General features: G+C 64.2%; 15 protein-coding genes and 1 tRNA gene. 12 read left to right on the top strand and 4 right to left on the bottom strand.

What is annotated here, in order from left to right; all coding sequences use genetic code 11:
* Position 1 precedes the first annotated feature (1 nt).
* Together PEP31012_RS21575 and PEP31012_RS21570 are read left to right on the top strand one after the other, a co-directional pair.
* A tRNA-Lys gene (locus PEP31012_RS21575) sits at positions 2–77 on the top strand.
* Positions 78–396: 319 nt separating this feature from the next.
* Positions 397–540, top strand: coding sequence for a glycine zipper 2TM domain-containing protein (locus tag PEP31012_RS21570; RefSeq protein WP_425494984.1), 144 nt, complete (start codon positions 397–399; stop codon positions 538–540).
* Between the two features lie 27 nt (positions 541–567).
* On the opposite strand, the gene PEP31012_RS21565 is transcribed toward PEP31012_RS21570, so the two are convergent.
* Complete coding sequence (locus tag PEP31012_RS21565) at positions 568–930, bottom strand: hypothetical protein (RefSeq protein WP_150591308.1); 363 nt, start codon at positions 928–930, stop codon at positions 568–570.
* Between the two features lie 371 nt (positions 931–1,301).
* Between PEP31012_RS21565 and PEP31012_RS21560 the strand changes: the two genes are divergently transcribed.
* The 4 genes from PEP31012_RS21560 to fusA all read left to right on the top strand — a co-directional run bounded on the left by PEP31012_RS21560 (position 1,302) and on the right by fusA (position 7,096).
* Positions 1,302–1,571 (top strand): MoaD/ThiS family protein, encoded by a 270-nt coding sequence (locus tag PEP31012_RS21560; RefSeq protein WP_150591307.1) that lies wholly within the window; start codon positions 1,302–1,304, stop codon positions 1,569–1,571.
* An 80-nt stretch (positions 1,572–1,651) separates the two neighbouring features.
* Positions 1,652–2,812, top strand: a complete 1,161-nt coding sequence (locus PEP31012_RS21555; RefSeq protein WP_150591306.1) for a VPS10 domain-containing protein — start codon at positions 1,652–1,654, stop codon at positions 2,810–2,812.
* A gap of 322 nt (positions 2,813–3,134) precedes the next feature.
* Positions 3,135–4,781, top strand: a complete 1,647-nt coding sequence (locus PEP31012_RS21550; RefSeq protein ID WP_150591305.1) for a methyl-accepting chemotaxis protein — start codon at positions 3,135–3,137, stop codon at positions 4,779–4,781.
* 218 nt (positions 4,782–4,999) lie between these two features.
* Positions 5,000–7,096, top strand: a complete 2,097-nt coding sequence (gene fusA / locus PEP31012_RS21545; RefSeq protein ID WP_150591304.1) for an elongation factor G — start codon at positions 5,000–5,002, stop codon at positions 7,094–7,096.
* A 213-nt stretch (positions 7,097–7,309) separates the two neighbouring features.
* On the opposite strand, the gene fghA is transcribed toward fusA, so the two are convergent.
* The gene (gene fghA, locus PEP31012_RS21540; RefSeq protein ID WP_150591303.1) at positions 7,310–8,164 is read right to left on the bottom strand and encodes an S-formylglutathione hydrolase; all 855 of its coding nucleotides are present in this window, start codon (positions 8,162–8,164) and stop codon (positions 7,310–7,312) included.
* Positions 8,165–8,366: 202 nt separating this feature from the next.
* Complete coding sequence (locus tag PEP31012_RS21535; RefSeq protein WP_174978354.1) at positions 8,367–11,330, bottom strand: autotransporter family protein; 2,964 nt, start codon at positions 11,328–11,330, stop codon at positions 8,367–8,369.
* Between the two features lie 972 nt (positions 11,331–12,302).
* Here PEP31012_RS21535 and PEP31012_RS21530 point away from each other — a divergent pair.
* From PEP31012_RS21530 to PEP31012_RS21510, 5 genes are all read left to right on the top strand, one after another.
* Positions 12,303–12,509 carry a hypothetical protein gene (locus PEP31012_RS21530; RefSeq protein ID WP_150591301.1) on the top strand — a complete coding sequence of 69 codons (207 nt, stop codon included), beginning with the start codon at positions 12,303–12,305 and terminating at the stop codon, positions 12,507–12,509.
* Positions 12,510–12,621: 112 nt separating this feature from the next.
* Entirely contained in the window at positions 12,622–12,810 is a 189-nt protein-coding gene (locus tag PEP31012_RS21525; RefSeq protein WP_130025690.1) for a hypothetical protein, read from the top strand.
* A 471-nt stretch (positions 12,811–13,281) separates the two neighbouring features.
* Positions 13,282–13,575, top strand: a complete 294-nt coding sequence (locus PEP31012_RS21520; RefSeq protein ID WP_150591300.1) for a hypothetical protein — start codon at positions 13,282–13,284, stop codon at positions 13,573–13,575.
* A gap of 229 nt (positions 13,576–13,804) precedes the next feature.
* Positions 13,805–14,566 (top strand): GntR family transcriptional regulator, encoded by a 762-nt coding sequence (locus PEP31012_RS21515; RefSeq protein ID WP_150591299.1) that lies wholly within the window; start codon positions 13,805–13,807, stop codon positions 14,564–14,566.
* Between the two features lie 2 nt (positions 14,567–14,568).
* A complete protein-coding gene (locus PEP31012_RS21510; protein WP_150591298.1) occupies positions 14,569–15,516 on the top strand; it encodes an AEC family transporter in 948 nt (315 codons plus the stop codon).
* Between the two features lie 71 nt (positions 15,517–15,587).
* Here the strand turns inward: PEP31012_RS21510 and PEP31012_RS21505 are convergent, their stop codons facing one another.
* Positions 15,588–16,670, bottom strand: a complete 1,083-nt coding sequence (locus PEP31012_RS21505; protein ID WP_246171420.1) for a GGDEF domain-containing protein — start codon at positions 16,668–16,670, stop codon at positions 15,588–15,590.
* Between the two features lie 1,052 nt (positions 16,671–17,722).
* Between PEP31012_RS21505 and PEP31012_RS21500 the strand changes: the two genes are divergently transcribed.
* On the top strand, positions 17,723–17,926 hold the full coding sequence (locus PEP31012_RS21500; protein ID WP_010807210.1) for a cold-shock protein: 204 nt from the start codon (positions 17,723–17,725) through the stop codon (positions 17,924–17,926).
* The last annotated feature ends 245 nt before the right edge of the window (positions 17,927–18,171 follow it).

The raw sequence follows: 18,171 nt of genomic DNA, 5'->3' as shown, positions 1-18,171 counted from the left end.
CGGGGCGTTAGCTCAGTTGGTAGAGCAGCGGACTCTTAATCCGTAGGTCGAGTGTTCGAGTCACTCACGCCCCACCAGATGCATCACGAAGGCCGCACCCTGTGCGGCCTTCGTCGTTTCTGCACCGCCCATCCCTCGCCCCCGGCCTGCCGTCCGCCGTCACCCGGCCAACCTGTCGCCCGCTGCCATCGGCTGTCGTCCGCTGCCGCGATGTCACCCAATGTCACCCGCTGTCGTCCGATTCCTACAGCCGATTCAGTTGCGACCGATAGTCCGCGAAACGCGTGCCCACTAAGCTTCATTCATGTCGCTGCGCAACGCACGGCCAGCCCTTGCTACAGGAGACGCATCATGAATACGGCGAAGTCGATCCTCGTTGTCATCACGGCACTCGCGATGGGCGCGTCCCTCGCCGGCTGCACGCTTGGCGGTGCCGCCGCGGGCGGTGTCATCGGTCACGAAGCCACCGGCGGCAGCACCGCCGGCACCATCGGCGGCGCCGTCGTCGGCGGCGTCATCGGGCACGAGTTGGGCAAGTAACACCAGCCCCCGGCTCGGCGTGCGCCGTCATCGCCCCACGGCATAGAGCGGGGTGTTGGCGGCGTAGCCGTACATGATCAGTACGGCGCCGACCAACGCATCGCCCGCCGCCCTGGCCTGCGCCACGTTCGCAAAGCGCTTGGCTTGCGCCGTGCACGTCGCGTAATGGCGTGCACCATGTTTCAACGTGCCGTCGTGCCGGCCGATAAACGCCGCCTGACGCCCGCTCCAGACGAAGTAACCTTCGCACCTCGCCATCTCCGGCGGACGCCTGAGCGTCGAGTCCTCCTTCTGCGAAGCCTCTCCCGCCTTGTGCAAGCGCCACTGACGCTTGATCGCCGCATCCGACCAGCGTCCCATGCCAATGTCTTTTCCTCGGTTCTTCGCCATTGCTCCCTCCTGGAATTTGCCTGCGGCACTGCGCTCGCGGGCACTCCAATAATGGTGAACAATAACGCGGTGAAGTGGGATGGGGAGTGTCCGATATGCGATGCCTCACCCTACGACGACGCTTCACGGGCATCGACACTCGCTGCTCGTCATGCAAAAGCAACCAAACCGAGCGCCGCGGCTTCACAAGCGGCTACGGGGTACGCGCCAGGCGACCCGCGTGCGCTATCTCCCGGCAAACATAGCGCGGCGAACACGCAACAGTGCTGCACTGCACACCGTGCTGGCGATGCGCATTGTCTACACTGAAAGTCTCGTTCTCATCGCAAGGCAGGTCCGTTGGCCGCAACGGCAGCCGCACAACCCAGGGCATGGCAACTGTCACTTTCGCACCCGCCATTCAGCGTCACGTCTGCGTGGACGAACAACACGCCGATGGACCGACGGTTCATGCCGTGCTCGCGCAATGCGTGGCCCGAAAGCCCGAGTTGCGCGGCTATCTGTTCAACGATCAGGGACGGTTGCGCCCACACGTCGCGGTCTTTGTCGATGGCCGCCTGATCCGCGATCGACACGCGCTGGGCGACGCACTCAACGACGCCAGCCGCGTGTATGTTGCCCAGGCCCTCTCGGGCGGATGAGGTGAGCGAGGCGAAAGCGGCAGATGGCAAATGCATCCGCGAGCACCAGACAAGACTCGCGCGAGCCAAGGAGGCAGATCGTGGAACACATCAACGGCGCAACGCTGCTGGTTGCCACCCGCAAGGGATTGTTCACGTGGCAGCGGGAGAACGCCGTCTGGCGTCTGATGTCCAGCACGCCCGACTTTCCCGGCGAGCCGGTAAGCATGGTGTTGCGTGACCCGCGCGATGGCACCGATTACGCCGCGCTCAATCTCGGGCATTTCGGCGTAAAGCTCTGGTGCCGCGCTCGCGATGCGAGCGAGTGGACCGAACTCTCGCCCCCCGCCTTCGCCCAGGAAGCGGGGCAGTCCGAAGCACCTTCGGACGATGCCCAGGCACGATCGGCATCAACGGCATCAACGACGTCAACGGCAGCCTCGCCCCCGTCAGTCTCCCTGCTCTGGTCGCTCGAAGCCGCCGGCCCCGATGCCCCCGGCGTTCTCTGGGCGGGCACGATCCCAGGCGGCCTCTTCCGCTCCCACGACCGGGGCCACACCTGGGCGCTGGTGCAGACCTTATGGGATCGCCCCGAGCGCGCCGAGTGGATGGGCGGCGGCTACGATCATCCGGGGATTCATTCGATCTGCATCGATCCGCGCGATAGTCGTCAGGTGATGGTTGCCGTATCGACCGGCGGTGTCTGGCGCACGCGCGACGACGGACACACCTGGGCGCTGGCAGCGAGCGGCATGGAAGCCGATTACATGCCGCCGGAGCGACGCCTCGATCCGAACGCGCAGGACGTTCACCGCCTCGTGCAATGCCGCGACGCCCCCAATGCCCTGTGGGCGCAGCATCACAACGGCATCTTCCGCAGCCTCGACTACGGCGCATCGTGGCGGCGGATTCACGCCTCGCCGTCGAGTTTTGGCTTTGCCGTCGCCGTCGATCCACACGACCCCGACGTCGCGTGGTTCGTGCCCGCCCAGCGCGATGCGTGCCGCATCCCGGTTGACGCCCGCCTCGTCGTCATTCGCACGCGCGACGGTGGCGAGTCATTCACCTCGCTCTCCCAAGGACTCCCGGAGATGCCGTCCTACGACCTGATCTATCGCCACGGCCTGGACATCGACACCACCGGCCGCTCGCTCGCCATGGGCTCGACAACCGGCGCGCTGTGGGTCAGCGACAACGCAGGCGAGCAATGGCGATGCCTGTCCACGCACTTGCCGCCGATCCACGCGGTGCGCTTCGTCTAGCGAATCGCGCATCGTTCGGCATGCCGAGTATCTCCTCGCCGGCACAGACACTCGCGCTCGTTTTTCCGATCAAAACCTTCAGTTAGCGCATTTCGCGTCGTAGATAACGATAGGCGAACTGGCTTCATTGATCCCCCCGTCGCGCGCTGCTTGACGTGGCGCTCGTGCCGCAAGCGGTGCGTGCGCCACTGTCGCGTCGTACCGCCTCTTGAGTAAGGTGCGCACTCCGCACAGACCGGCAACTACGCCTCGCAACGCAAGTGGGCCACAACGTCACCCTTGTAGTCCCCCGGGCATCCCATCCCTAAACGGAGTCATCTGAATGCGAATCGCCGACCTGAAGATCCGAACCCGACTGGCCATCGGCTTCGGCATGTTGCTAGCCCTGTTGTTGACCATGCTGATCATCGCCCTGACGCGCTTCGTCGCGATTGAACGCGCCAACGAAGATCTGCTTACCAGTGCGTGGGCCAAGGCCGATGCCGCCCACAGTATCGATGCCATGGTGCGCGGTAACGGCCGCCGCATGCTGGAGCTTTTCACGATCACCGAGGCGGCGCAACGCACCACGACCAACCAGCGTATCGACGCCAATCTCACGCGCATCGCCGAGGCGCAGACCGTGCTCGACAAGTACGTGACGTCGACGCAAGGCAAACAATTGATCGCCGCCGTCCGGCGACACAACGATGCGTTTGTGACGGCACGCAATGCGACAATCGCCGCGTTGAACGCGGGCGAGCGCGACACTGCGCTCGGCATCGCCCACCGCGACGCCCTGCCCGCCCTCGACGCCATGCAGGCGCAGGCCGCAGAACTGGTCACGCTCCAAAAGCGGATCGTCGACGACACCGGCGCCGCAACGCGGGCCAGCATCACCTTCGCGAAATGGCTGCTCATCGCCATCGGCGCCGCGGCAACCGTCCTGGGCGTCGGTGCCGCCTGGTCGGTCACGCGCAGCATCACGCGCCCGCTCGCCCGCGCCGTGGCCGTGGCCGAACGTGTGGCGCAGGGCGACCTGACGAGCCGCATCGACGTCACTAGCCGTGACGAGACGGGGCAATTGATGGGCGCCCTCAAACACATGAATGAAAGTCTCGAACTCATCGTGCGACGGGTGCGTAACGGCACAACCGCCATCGCCTCGGCGTCGGGACAATTGCTCGCCGGCAACACCGATCTGTCGTCGCGCACCGAAGAGCAGGCGGCTTCCCTCGAAGAGACGGCCTCGTCGATGGAAGAACTGACGGCCACCGTGCGCCAGAATGCCGATAACGCACGTCAGGCCAGCCAACTGGCGGCGAACGCGTCGGACATCGCAGGCGAAGGCGGCCGCGTGGTCGAGCGCGCCGTCACCTCGATGCAGGGGATTGCCGCCAGCTCGGCGAAGATCAGCGACATCATCGGCGTGATCGACGGCATCGCCTTCCAGACCAACATCCTCGCCCTGAACGCCGCCGTCGAAGCGGCCCGTGCCGGTGAGCAGGGTCGCGGTTTCGCCGTCGTGGCCGGCGAAGTCCGCACACTCGCGCAACGCAGTGCCGCCGCCGCCAAGGAAATCAAGACGCTTATCGAGACATCCGTCGGCAAGGTCGAGGACGGCTCGGCGCAAGTGCGCGACGCCGGTCGCACGATGGCGGAAATCGTGCAGGCCGTGCAGCGCGTGACCGACATCATGGGTGAGATCTCTGCGGCATCGAGCGAGCAATCGGGCGGCATCGAGCAAGTCAACACCGCCGTCATGCAGATGGATCAGGTGACGCAGCAGAATGCCGCACTCGTCGAGCAGGCCACAGCGGCCGCCGGGTCGCTGGAGGATCAGGCGCGTTATCTGCGTGACGCCGTTGCCGTGTTCCGGCTCAACGATGGCGAGGTCGTCACGTCCGTCCCGCACGACCCTGACCAGGCGGCCGCCAACGCGCCGCGCAGCGCCGTGTTGGCGTTCGCCCGGGAGCGTCACACGGCGTAATCGTCGCCTCGCCGCACCCCGGCCACACCCCGCCGCCCCGGTCGTGCCGCCGGGGCAATCCGGCGGGGCGCCGCGCCCGGCAGCGGGTGTCGCCGCCCGGCGCAAACCCCCATGCCTGCTGGACTTCGGGCCGATGTCACGGTCAGCGCGACATGACGACATTGGAGTATGATGGTCGCTGCTGTGCTTTTTCCCACCGTCCGGAAAAGAGGTGTACCGTGGCCCGAAAGACCCCCATCGAGCGCTACCGAAACATCGGCATCAGTGCTCACATCGACGCAGGCAAGACGACGACGACCGAGCGCATCCTGTTCTACACAGGCGTCAACCACAAGCTGGGTGAAGTCCACGAAGGCGCCGCCACGATGGACTGGATGGAGCAGGAACAGGAGCGCGGCATCACGATCACGTCCGCCGCGACGACCTGCTTCTGGCGCGGCATGGCCGGCAACTATCCCGAACATCGCATCAACATCATCGACACGCCGGGGCACGTCGACTTCACGATCGAAGTCGAGCGCTCGATGCGCGTGCTCGATGGCGCCTGCATGGTCTACGACTCGGTCGGCGGCGTGCAGCCGCAGTCCGAGACCGTCTGGCGGCAAGCCAACAAGTACAAGGTGCCGCGCATCGCGTTCGTCAACAAGATGGACCGCGTGGGGGCCGACTTCTTCCGCGTACACAAGCAGATTCACGAACGTCTGCGCGGCAATGCCGTACCCATCCAGATTCCGATCGGCGCCGAGGACAACTTCCAGGGCGTGGTCGATCTCGTGAAGATGAAAGGCATCGTCTGGGATGAGGAATCGAAGGGCGTGAAGTTCGAATACGTCGACATTCCTGCCAACCTCAAGGACACGGCACAGGAATGGCACGACAAGATGATCGAAGCCGCCGCCGAGGCCGATGAAGCGCTGCTCGAGAAGTATCTCGGCGGCGATACGCTGACCGAGGCCGAGATCCGCGAGGGACTGCGCAAGCGCACCGTCGCGGGTGAGATTGTGCCGATGCTGTGCGGCACCGCCTTCAAGAACAAGGGCGTGCAGGCCATGCTCGACGCCGTGATCGATTACCTGCCCTCGCCCGTCGACGTGCCCGCTATCGCCGGTCACGACGAGGACGACAAGGAGATCGAGCGCCACCCGTCGGATGACGAACCTTTCTCCGCGCTCGCCTTCAAGATCATGACGGACCCGTTCGTCGGTCAACTGATCTTCTTCCGCGTGTATTCGGGCGTGATCGACTCGGGCGCCACGGTCTTCAATCCGACCAAGGACAAGAAGGAGCGCTTGGGTCGCATCTTGCAGATGCACGCCAATCAGCGCATCGAGATCAAGGAAGTGCGGGCCGGCGACATCGCGGCAGCGGTCGGCCTGAAGGAAGCGACGACGGGCGACACGCTGTGCGATCCGAACGCCGTGATCATTCTCGAGAAGATGGAATTCCCCGAGCCCGTGATTTCGCAGGCGGTCGAGCCCAAGACCAAGGCGGACCAGGAGAAGATGGGCCTCGCGCTCAATCGGCTGGCGCAGGAAGACCCGTCGTTCCGCGTGAAAACCGACGAAGAGTCCGGCCAGACGATTATCTCGGGCATGGGCGAGTTGCACCTTGAAATTCTGGTCGATCGCATGCGCCGCGAGTTCGGCGTGGAAGCCACCGTCGGCAAGCCGCAGGTCGCTTATCGCGAAACGGTGCGCAAGAAAATCGAAGACGTGCAGGGCAAGTTCGTCAAGCAGTCGGGCGGACGCGGCCAATATGGCGACGTGGTCATCACGCTGGAGCCGGACAAGGACAAGCCGTACGAATTCGTCGACGCGATCAAGGGCGGCGTGGTGCCACGCGAATTCATCCCGGCCGTGGACAAGGGCATTCGCGAGACGCTCAACAACGGCGTGGTGGCCGGTTATCCGGTCGTCAACGTGAAGGTCACGCTCACGTTCGGGTCGTACCACGACGTGGACTCGAACGAAAACGCGTTCCGCATGGCGGGCTCGATGGCGTTCAAGGAGGCGATGCGCCGTGCCGACCCGGTGCTGCTCGAGCCGATGATGGCGGTCGAGGTCGAGACGCCCGAAGAGTTCATGGGCAACGTGATGGGTGATCTGTCAGGGCGTCGCGGCATGTTGCAGGGCATGGACGACATCGTGGGCGGCGGCAAGATCGTGCGCGCCGAAGTGCCGCTGTCGGAAATGTTCGGCTACTCGACCTCGTTGCGCTCGCTCACGCAAGGGCGCGCCACGTACACGATGGAATTCAAGCACTACGCCGAAGCGCCCAGGAACGTGGCCGACGCGATCATTTCGGCCAAGAAGTAACGCGCCATCGAATGTCGGACGCGGTGTCGGACGCGGCGGAGCAGGATGGACCGCCGCGCCCGATGCGATTGTCCGGCGGTATTGATCGCTAACGCGCTGGCGACCGCGACTTGATGACGTGATCACGTGATGACGCGGGAGCCGTCGGTCTGAACGTGCCGGGGGTTGGGCGTCGCACGCCCGGGCTTGGCCAGTAATCGGTCGAGTAATCGATCAGTAAGCGCGCAGATGCTCGGCGTGATGCGACAGATGATCCGCCATGAACGTCTGGATGAAGTAGTAGCCGTGGTCGTAGCCGTGGTGGCGGCGCAGGTGCAGCGGCTGACCGGCATCCTGGCAGGCGCGCTCAAAGAGGTGCGGATGCAGTTGTGATTCGAGGAATTGATCGTTCAAGCCCTGATCGATCAGGATGCCGCCGGGAAACACCACCTGCCCGGCCTTCGCTATCAGTTCACTGGCGTCATACTGACGCCACGTCTCGCGATCCGCGCCCAGATATCCCGCGAACGCCTTCTCGCCCCATGGGCAACGCGTTGGCGCCGAGATCGGCGCGAATGCCGACACCGAGCGGAATTTGTCAGGATTGCGCAGGGCGAGCGTCAGGGCGCCATGCCCGCCCATCGAGTGGCCGAAGATGCCGATGCGTCCCGCGTCGATCGGCAACGATTGCGTCACCACGCCGTAGAGTTCGTCGACGATGTAGCTGTACATGCGATAGTGCGACGACCAGGGCGCCTGTGTCGCATCGAGATAGAAGCCGGCGCCGACGCCGAAATCCCAGGCATCGGTCTCGCCCGGCAGCCCTGCCCCTCGCGGGCTGGTATCGGGCGCGATCAGCGCCACGCCGTGTTCCGCGGCGAGCCACTGCGCGCCGCCCTTGATCATGAACGTCTCCTCCGTGCAGGTGAGCCCCGCGAGATAGAACAACGCTGGCACTGCACGCCCGTCGCGCGCCTGCGGCGGCAGGAACACCGAGAAACGCATCGGCAGGCCGATGACGCTCGACGTATGGCGATAGAAGCGTTGCGCACCACCGAAACAACGGTGTTCGGAAATGAGTTCGAGCATGACAAAATCCGGGAGGGTTCGGGAGGTCGGCCACGGCGCCGCGCCGCAGGGAGCGTGGCAACCATTGCGATGATGGCCGCTATCTTGCCTCGCGAGGCGACAGGCGACATCGGCGAGGTGCGTGGGGTGCGCCGCGTGCGCGGGCCTGCGCTGAACGACGACCGCTATGTCTCGCTTGCGACTTCGCCCGCATTCCCCAGCATCACCAGGCGAATTGATACCCCACCTGACCGAACACGTTCCGTCGGGACGCCCCACCAAAACTGTGTTCATACTTCACGCTCGCATAGACTTGGGAACGCTTGCCGAAGCTACCCGTCAGGCCGACGCCGACGTCGTACCACGTCTTGCCGAGCTGCGTCGGGAAGGCGATGCCGCTGACGGTCGTCTGGCCCGGCGAAAAGAAGTCATGCAGCACGTTGGCCGTGAAGTATGGCGTCACGGTCGACGTATTGAGCGCGTTGCGCATCCCCGACTTGAGCAGACGGAAGCCGATACGCCCGCGCAGCGCATTCGTCGTGTTCGCGCCAATCGACGAGATACCATCGCCAAAGCCGTTCAGGTGCACATACTGGTACAACAACTGCGCTTGCGGTTCGATCGCCAAGCCAGCCGAACCAAGGGCGATCCGCTGACCGACCTCGCCCGACACGCCGGCACCGAAACCGTTCTGGCTCGCGCCGACGCCATAAATGTCGGTGTAGCGGTTCTGGTAATGCGTCAATTGGCCCACGCCGTCGAAATAGCTGCCGTTCGCGCCGTAGCGGGTCCAGTAACCGCCGATCGACTGCGCCTGGGTCTGCGCGCTGCCCGTCTCGGTCGAGCCGATGACGCTTCGTGCGCTGTCGGTGAACGAGGCCGACGACGAACCGAACGTCATCGTGGCACCGGCATGCGTGCTGGCGCCATCGTCGGCGCGCGCCAGCGTCCAGTCGCGGCCGATCTGCGCGAAGACCGTACGCGCGTTCGTCGCGTAACGATCGCTCGCCTCGGCATCGAGATTCTGCCCGCCAATGCGCCCCCAGACGCCATTGGCGTGCTCAGGCGCGGGGTCCGGATTCGCGATGTCGCGCACGCGTTCGTTCAGACGACCGATGATGCTGAAGCCATAGTCCGTGTTAAGTTGCGGCGCCACCGCGTAGCCGGCGATGCCCGGACGATAGGCGATCGGCGCGTCGGTTGTCGAGGCAGACGCCGTCGACGCGGGCGAGAGCAGATACGAGCGGAGATACCAGTCATTTGCGCTGGTCGCACTTCCCCGATACAGCAGATACTCATACGCACCAGCCTGCAACGCCGAGGCGAGGCGGAAGCTGTTCGCGGCTGACGCGCCGCCGACTTGCACCACGCGGATCCCGTCGCCCACGGTCAGGACCCCCGTGCCCGTGCCATTGATCTTCAGCGCCGTGGTGCCGCCCGTGTTGCCGGCAACGATGAACGGGTCCGTTTGCGTCGCGGCACCGCCCTCGTTGAGCACGGTATTCAGCGTGACGATGCCGTTCGCGCCGATGTAGTTGCCCGTCACGTTCAACGTGTTGCCGATCACGCCCGATGCCGCAGCGAGGTTGACCGTGCCCGCGTTGGTCAGGTCGCCGCCGATGGTGAACGTGCCGTTGCTGCCGGTCGAAAACGCGCTCAACGCGTTCGCGACGGCCACTGTGCCGCTATTCGTCACCGCGCCTGACACGGTGCCGTAGCCACCCAACGTGGCACCGGCGGCGACGGTCGTCTGCGCGGACGCGATCGAGGCCGTCGCATGCGCGGCGTCGCCCACGGCCAACGTGCCGGCGAGCACATTCGTGTCGCCGGTGTACGTGTTCGCGGCGGTGAGCACCGTGGTGCCGGAACCCACCTGATTCACCGATCCGGTACCGGCGACAAGGTTATCGAACGTGAATGTATCGCTGCGGTTGAAGGCGAGCGTGGCGTTATCGGTGATGTTACCGAAGACGCTACCGCTGGTGCCGCCGTTGCCGATTTGCAGCGTGCCTTGCGAGATCGTCCACGGCGTGGACGTGATGCCCGTGCCGGTCAGCGACCATGTGCCGGTGCCGGTTTTCGTGTAGGTATTGAAATTCTGGTATTGCGCCGTGCTGCCGATCGTCGAGACGTCGAACACCGCGTTGGTGCTGCCGCCCAGAATGAAGGCGTTGTTCGTCCCCGCGGACGACGCCACCACGTTGCCCACGATGGTGGAACCGGCCTGAAGCTCGAGCGAAAATGCTGCCACAGTGGTACTTCGAATGGCGACGCTCTGGCCTGCACCGGCCTGAATCGCGCCGCTATTGACGATGCTGACACCAACGGTGTTGGCAATGGCGACGCCGCCATTGCCCCCCACGATCGTGCCCGTATTGACAATGCTATTGGGGCTGCCTGCCGCTCGGACAGCGACACCGATACTGCCGGTTGTGTTGACGCCGGTCAGGTCCGAACCGCCTTTAATCGTGCCGTTGTTGACGAGCGTTGCGCCGCCGGTGGACCAGTTGACGCCAGTGCCCCCGGCGCCCCCCGTGCTGTTGCCGCCCTGGATCAACCCATTGTTGGTTAGGACTGCGCCGTTCCCGACCTGAGCACCGGCGCCGCCGACGGCCGTCGTCGTCGCGCTGCCCCCGGTGATCGTACCGTTGTTCACGAGTGACGCCGCGTTCACGACTGAGCCCACCCCGGTGACAACACCGCCCGCGATGCCGGCCCCCGTGATGCTGCCGTTATTGACGAATGATGTCGTCGAGGAGGCACCGTTCAAATTGATGCCCGCTCTCGCGGTAGTCGCGCCGACGCCGGTACCCACCAACGTTCCGTCAAACGTGATGGGCGTGCCTGACCAGACCAACAACGATCCCGACAGCGTGAAGCCCTGCGTATCCAACGTGATGGCTTTTGTCACCGTGGGCAGCGTGCCGCTGGCCGAGAAACTGCTGCCCAGTTGAATCGTCGAGCTTGCGTCGCTCGATGCATTGGCATCGTTGATCGCCTGGATGAGCGCCGCCTGATTGTTCACCACGTACGTCGCCGCGTGACTTGCGCTGGGGAGTGCCCCCGCGACGGCCAGTGCCATGCAGGAAAGCTTGAAGTAGCCGCTGCGCGTCGCGCACTCGGCAGAAGACCGGCGCGCGCGCCTCGATGTGGTGTTCGCATTGGTGGCCAGCTCACACTCACTCATTGCACCGCGCCGATTCTGCATTCTCACTGGTTCCCTCTCACGTCATGATCGGTACTTCGCTGCCGAAATACCCTTGGCGCGCAAGGTATCAGAAGAATTGGAAAGGGTTTCGATGAAAAATGAGAGGTGCGGCGACGGTGCAACAACGATTTTGGAATGCCAAATATTTTGTTAGCCGTACGTCGAAACGTTCGGCGGGCATACGGGGCGAGGCAACAAAATATCAACGCTCGTGGATCTGCTCGTCATATGGGCGCGGTGTCGGGAAGGTCGCACGGGAACGCCTGGACTACGCGAGAGTTGGCCTGACGCCGAAAGATGGGAGAAATTGAACGACGTTGCGACTCTCGATGCCTGCATTTGAGAAGTTTGACGTCAGAAAAACACCATTTTCCCGCATTAATTAACGCTGACATCGAGCGTTGCATGAAAGCGATTCAATGGCCTACTAAACGCCCAGGAAATAGACCGGTGTGCATTATTCTGCTAACGGGCCTGAGGGGGGGCTTAGCCTCCAGTTTCAAGCGCAACACCGCGAATGACGCAGCGTGTTGCAATGAAGAAGAACCGACGTTCCCCCGTATTCAGTAGCATCCGGCTTTCCTCGCCCATTTAAAAAAATTGTCACGATTTCTAAACTTTTCGCCGCGCACGTCGCTATACGATAAAGGACGTGGGTGACATGCAGTGATCTGTTGCGCCGCGCTCGACGCGAGATCCGCGCCGCCGGGAGATTTGTCACATTTGCCGATTATGATGCCTCGCGCCATGTGATACGCGAAGGGCGATCAGGCCGCGTCAGGCGCACCGAGCCCCGTCCCGCCGGGCAATCGCAGTAACGTAGTCCATCAGCAGTACACCAAGAAGCATCGCGCCATCACCGCCGGCACGGTCGCCATTCAAGGACCGGTCAGGACAAGGACGACGATGCAATGACACCGACCAGATCATCAGAGAGTTACCGGGGCCCCTATGAAGCTGATCCTGCTGGCGCTTGCCGCCTCGCTATTTACGCTCGTCATGATGGTACAGGCGCGCAGCGAAGCCGATGACGTAGGTATTTCCGCCGCCCGCGCGCAACCCGCGAGCGTCATCGTCAGCGACCGCGTACGCACGCGCAAGGACATGGCGATGTGGAACGCACGCCGCAAGATGCACGCCGTGCGCCAGGACGACTGACGCAGCAAGGGCGTCGTTGTCACCGTAGCAACATGCTGCATCGCACCAAACTTGGGCATCCTCCGCAACCGTCCTATAGTGGAAGGGAAATTCAGGTGAGGAGACAAGAACGATGCCCGTACTTCACTTCAACCTTTACGACCTGACCCTGTTCCTGCCGATGGCCGTGGCCGGTGCATTGCTCGTTGGCGGCATTCCCGTCACCACACGTGCCACGCGCTACAGTCTGCGCGCTGTCGGTGCCGTGGTCGGCGCCCTCGTCGCGCTGCTGGTCATGGAAGCGTTGCCCGTATTGGTGTAACCACCGCACGCCCCAAGCGGGCAATTCGCAATCCGGCGGCGGATTGCGACGCGGGACGTTTTTCCTATCGATCCGTCAGCCCGTCGGCCTTGCCGCCTCCCGCCTCCCCCCGCTCGTATCTCGCTCGTATCTCGCTCGTATCTCGTCCGTATCCCGTCTGTGTCCCGTCGTCTGTGTCCCGTCGTCTATGTCCCTGCGAGGCCGGTCATGCCGCTGTCATCGCGGCCACTTATGCTGATTTGTGGCAACTTCGGTTGCGCTGTCACCCTCTCTGTTGCGCCGCCGACCCGCTCGGCGGCTCTTTTTTTGTGCCGACGCCAATGTCCGCAACTCCGCGTTCGCATCGGCATCGTTTTCTCCCGACGCGCACACCGCCATCGCCTACAATCACCGGAAGTGCAACACTTTGCGCCAAGTCTCTCGCGCTCGACACCCGGGACGCCGCGCTCCGCCGACAGAGGAGGTTTCCGCATGTCCGACGCGTTCTCCCGCGCCTTCGCCGTGGTCATCAATCAGTACCGCTCGCCGCGTCAGTACACCGTCTCGGTCGAACGCACGAGCGAGATGATCGCCAAAAATATCGGCCTGTTCTCCGACGGCTTCGCCGCGGAACCGCATCTGATCGTCGGCTTGTTCGAACGCGAAGCCGACGCCTGGGCGCTCGCACGACGTCTGCAGCGCACCCGCACCACCATGCAAGCCCTGCTCCAGACACCCGCCCGCGTTACCTCAGTCTCACCGCCCGAACTCGATCCGAGCGACTGACACCCCTCACGTCTTTCGCCGCTCCCTCTCGGCGTCGCCGCTTAACGGTTTCACCGGATCCTCGCTCGCCCCTTCCCGCCCCGCGACCGCCGCATGCCCGTCCTCTTCCGCTTATTCCTCGCCCCAGCACGCGTTAACCGGTGATCGGAAAAACGTCCCCGGACGTTCGCCCTCAAGCGTAGAATTCGGAATTCCAGATATCACCGATACCGGCGAGCGCCGGAATTCCATGTCCAACCCCGCTGCCAGCGCCGACTTCCCGGCGTCCGATCCGTCGTCCGCCCCCCACGCGGCGCTTGCACCCCTTGGGCCACTGACCAGCACGCCGGTACTGATCGATCTGGTGTATTCGCGTCTGCGCGACGCCATCGCCGATCTCACGCTGGCGCCGGGTGAACGTATCCGGCAGGCCGAGCTGGCCGATTCGCTGGGCGTGTCGCGTCAGCCCGTCAGCCATGCGTTGCAGTTGCTCAAGCGCGACGGCCTGGTCTGCGACAGCGGGCGCCAAGGGCTGGAGGTCACACCCATCGACGCCGACCACCTGCGCCAGCTCTACCAGGTACGCACCGCGCTGGATGGCCTCGCCGCCCGGTTGGCGGCCACGCGCATGGCGCAGGGCACGTTGACCGACGCGGAATTGCGCCGCCTGCAAGACGCCGTCGCCGCCGGGATGGCGATGACGCGAGGCACGCCGGTGGCGCGTCAAGTCCGCGTGGAGGTCGCGTTCCACTCGGCGCTGCACGACGCCTCAGGCAATCCGCTGATCGCGCAGACAGTGGCACCGCAATGGCCACACATCATGCGGGCAATGGCGGCAACGCTCGGCGCGATGCCGAGGCAGGAAGTCGTCTGGCATGAGCACGCGGAGATCGTCGCGCGCATCGCGGCGGGCGACGCCAGCGGCGCCGAAGCCGCCGCCCGCGAACACACCGAAGTCGACGGCGGCCAGTCGCGGCGCGAGTGGCTCGCCCGACTGACGGGGGCCAACTGACGATGCAAGCCGTCATCTCCGCCGCCTTGCCCGTCTTCGGGCTGATCTTCGTGGGCTATCTCTGCGCCCGTCGGGCGTGGCTCGGTGACGCCGCTCTCGACGCCCTCAATCGCTTCGTCGTCTACCTCGCCCTGCCCGCCGTGCTGTTCCAGTCGATGGCCCAGATTACGTGGGCGCAGTTGGTCAATCCGGGCTTTCTGGGGGCGTTCGGCGGCGGCATGGCGGCGACCTTCGCGCTGTCGTTCCTGCTCGATCGCACTGTGCGCGGACGGCTGGCCGACGCGAGCATCGAAGGCATGGGTGCCGCTTATCCGAACGCCGGCTTCATGGGGCTGCCGCTGTGCCTCGTGGCGTTCGGTCCGGCCAGCGTTCCGGCGGTCGTCGTGGCAATGCTGCTCACCGCCACCGTGCTCTTCGCCATCTCCATCGCTATCATCGAGACGGATCTGCAAGCCACGCCGAGCTGGCGTCGCACGGCGCGCTTCGTGGCCCAGGCGCTCGTGCGCAATCCGCTTGTCGTCTCACCGTTCGTCGGCATGGCGTTCGCGGCCGCCGGTATCGCACTCCCCTCGCCCGTGCTGCACTTCACGACGCTGCTCGGCGGCGCCGCGAGCCCATGTGCACTCGTGGCGATCGGCATGTTTCTCGCGCAGCGCTCGGGCGCGGCAGGCGAGCCGCGCATGGCGCGCGCGGTGGGACGTCTCGTCGGACTCAAGCTGGTGTTTCAACCGGCGATCACAGCGTTCCTGGCGTTTCGCGTCTTCGACCTTCCGGCGATCTGGGCACACAGCGCCCTACTGCTCTCGGCCCTGCCCATCGGCACCGGTCCGTTCATGCTCGCGCAATTGTATGGACGCGAAGCCGCCGTCGCATCGCGCGCGATTCTGATGTCGACGGTGCTGTCGGTAGTGACGGTGTCGCTGCTGATCGGCTGGTTCAGCGGGCATTAGGCATATCAGGGATTGGGAGGCGCCCTGAGACGCGCTCGCCGCCGTCGGCGGACGCCCTCACGCCCAGCGCGTCAGCGCAGGCTCGCCGCCGACGCCACGACCACGCGATCGCGTCCGCCGCGCTTCGCCTCGTAAAGCGCGGCATCGGCGGCGCCGAGCAGACGCATCGGCAGGGTGTCGCGGTCATCGACGTCGCGTGGATCCACACTTGCCAGCCCGATGGAAATCGTGAGCGGCACGTGCGCGCCATCGTCATCGGGCACTTCCAGCCGCGCCACGGCGCGGCGCACACGCTCGGCGACCGTGCCCGCCCAGTTCTGCTCCGTCTGCACGAGCAACGCGGCAAACTCTTCCCCGCCATAACGCGCAAGGGTGTCCGTCACCCGCAGTTGTGCGCGCATGCACGCGCTGGCTGCCCGCAAGGCCCGGTCACCGGTGGCGTGGCCATGACTGTCGTTGACACGCTTGAAATGATCGATGTCGATGAGCAGGCACGCGAGCGGCGCCCCGTATCGCGCGCCCCGAATCACCTCTTCACGCAGGCGCTGATCGAAATAGCGGCGGTTCGACAAGCCCGTGAGCGGATCGGTCAGGCCAATGCGCTTCAGACGCTCGCGATTCCACATGTTCTCGAGACACACCGCGACGACCGCGCCGAAACGTTCGATGAAATCGGTGGCCATCTCCGGGGCGAAGCGGCGCGCGTCGCGACTGCCCAGCGAAATCACGCCGAGATAACGCCCATTGCGCGCGAGCGGCATCACCACGGCGCTGGCCGGCGGGCGCGCCCCGAAGAGTGGCGCGTGGCGCTCTCGCGGCGCGCCGATCCAAAGCTGGCCGTCGCCGCAAACCGCCGAGAACGTGCCGGCATCCTGTGCAATGCACAGGCCGGCGTCGAGCGCGCGGATGCCTTCGGCCGTGTCGATGAGATCGCGCAGGGTATCGTCGACCTCGGAGAGCATCAGGCGCACGCCCGACAGGTCGAAATCGTGACGCAAGCGGTTGAGCACCACTTCCAGAAACTGGCCGAAGTCCGGGGCACCCATGAGCGCCAACTCGATGTCCTGAAAACGCTTGAGCGAGCGCTCATTGCGCTGGACCGTCGCCAGCAGCGATTGCAGGGAGTCAAGCGTCGGTGCCTGGTTGGTTGCCACGTAAGGTCTCGAAAGACACGCGGCACTTCGCGGCCGCCTAGCGTGATTGCCCGGCATCGTGCCGTGGCGCCCCGGCATCGCGCCCGCACTGCGCGCCGAGGGAAAAGTCTCGGGCCGGAACGTCCGCGTCGAACGCGTTCGCCGATAGCCCGTGGTGAAGTCGTGATGTCGCCTGCTACAAGACCATCATGAGCCGTTAACGGCACATCTCCATCGAATTGAAGGGTAGCAGAACTGAATTTTGCCAGCCGTGAATCGAATCGCAACGCGATCTTCCAACGCACTAGGGAAAATACCAAGTTCACACCCAACGTATGCGGCAGCGCACCAAAATATGCGCTGCGGTACAGAACGTCGGCCGGGCGTTCGGCCGGCCGTCTCGACAAGTCATGATTGCGCGTCGACTGCGATGACACTTCACCGCACTGCAACAGTGAAAAATCGCCGACCACGCCCGTGACGGCGTCCTCGCGCGGCAAGCGTCCACGCGCGAAAAACGCATCCTGCCTGCGCGAAGCTCGCTCGGGGAGCATCGCGCCAACCGCCGCGCCCCACACACGGCGACGAGTCCATAGCGGCAGAACGCACCACGGCCCAACCCGCGTGCAGCCGCCCATCAGTGACGCGACAATGACACACGAGCACGTCGGCGTTCGCGTTGCGCCCACGCCACACGACACTCGCTCGGATGCTGCGCTCGACGCTGTTTTTTCGACACCGAATCGCGAGCGTGCGGGAGCGCGATTCGGCCGCCACACTTTCTGGGAATGACGTTGCAATATCGCGAGACCGGTCGTCCGGTAGAGGCGCATGAATGTCGCAACGCAGCGAAAGATCATCGAAAACTGGCGTAGATCAACAAACCCAATGTTTCCCTGCTTGACACCTTCCCACCTTTCCCGTAAAAAAACGGGTGCATGAACGTTGTATGGCGAGTCTTGTGTTCATCTAATGTCGCCCTAGCGTCACCTCGGTTGTACCTGATCAGCTTTAATGTCATGCGCTCGCTGAGCTTCTGGCTCGCTCATTTGAAAACTTTAAGGATTTAAGAAATGGCAACTGGTACCGTCAAGTGGTTCAACGACGCCAAGGGTTTTGGTTTTATTACGCCGGACGAAGGTGGTGAAGATCTCTTCGCTCACTTCTCGGAAATCCAGTCGAAGGGCTTCAAGTCGTTGCAAGAAAACCAGAAGGTCAGCTTCGAAGTGAAGATGGGACCGAAGGGCCGTCAAGCCAGCAACATCCAGCCGCTGTAAGCGACAGATGTCTCGCTGCTGATCGCTCACGCGATCGACGCGCCTCGGGCCGGGCTACCAAGCCCGCCCGAACTGAAAACCCCGCGCTCGCGGGGTTTTTTCGTTTGGGGCACAGGCTTCGGTTGCGTGCTTCGGTTGCGTGCTTCGGTTGCGTGCTTCGGTTGCCGACTTCGATTGCCGACTTCGATTGCCGACTTCGATTGCCGACTTCGATTGCCGGCTTCGATTGCCGACTTCGGTTGCCG

Source organism: Pandoraea eparura, assembly GCF_902459725.1.
Lineage (GTDB): Bacteria > Pseudomonadota > Gammaproteobacteria > Burkholderiales > Burkholderiaceae > Pandoraea > Pandoraea eparura.
The sequence above is the reverse complement of the archived record's forward strand: the minus strand, read 5'-3'. Positions and strand labels throughout refer to the sequence as shown.

Excerpts from the sequence above, each read along its gene's own strand:
- PEP31012_RS21535 (WP_174978354.1), bottom strand. The coding sequence starts at position 11,330 with ATGAGTGAGTGTGAGCTGGCCACCAATGCGAACACCACATCGAGGCGC.
- PEP31012_RS21560 (WP_150591307.1), top strand. The coding sequence starts at position 1,302 with ATGGCAACTGTCACTTTCGCACCCGCCATTCAGCGTCACGTCTGCGTG.
- PEP31012_RS21570 (WP_425494984.1), top strand. The coding sequence starts at position 397 with ATGGGCGCGTCCCTCGCCGGCTGCACGCTTGGCGGTGCCGCCGCGGGC.
- PEP31012_RS21500 (WP_010807210.1), top strand. The coding sequence starts at position 17,723 with ATGGCAACTGGTACCGTCAAGTGGTTCAACGACGCCAAGGGTTTTGGT.
- PEP31012_RS21520 (WP_150591300.1), top strand. The coding sequence starts at position 13,282 with ATGTCCGACGCGTTCTCCCGCGCCTTCGCCGTGGTCATCAATCAGTAC.
- PEP31012_RS21565 (WP_150591308.1), bottom strand. The coding sequence starts at position 930 with ATGGCGAAGAACCGAGGAAAAGACATTGGCATGGGACGCTGGTCGGAT.
- fghA (WP_150591303.1), bottom strand. The coding sequence starts at position 8,164 with ATGCTCGAACTCATTTCCGAACACCGTTGTTTCGGTGGTGCGCAACGC.
- PEP31012_RS21515 (WP_150591299.1), top strand. The coding sequence starts at position 13,805 with ATGTCCAACCCCGCTGCCAGCGCCGACTTCCCGGCGTCCGATCCGTCG.
- PEP31012_RS21550 (WP_150591305.1), top strand. The coding sequence starts at position 3,135 with ATGCGAATCGCCGACCTGAAGATCCGAACCCGACTGGCCATCGGCTTC.
- PEP31012_RS21525 (WP_130025690.1), top strand. The coding sequence starts at position 12,622 with ATGCCCGTACTTCACTTCAACCTTTACGACCTGACCCTGTTCCTGCCG.
- PEP31012_RS21530 (WP_150591301.1), top strand. The coding sequence starts at position 12,303 with ATGAAGCTGATCCTGCTGGCGCTTGCCGCCTCGCTATTTACGCTCGTC.
- PEP31012_RS21510 (WP_150591298.1), top strand. The coding sequence starts at position 14,569 with ATGCAAGCCGTCATCTCCGCCGCCTTGCCCGTCTTCGGGCTGATCTTC.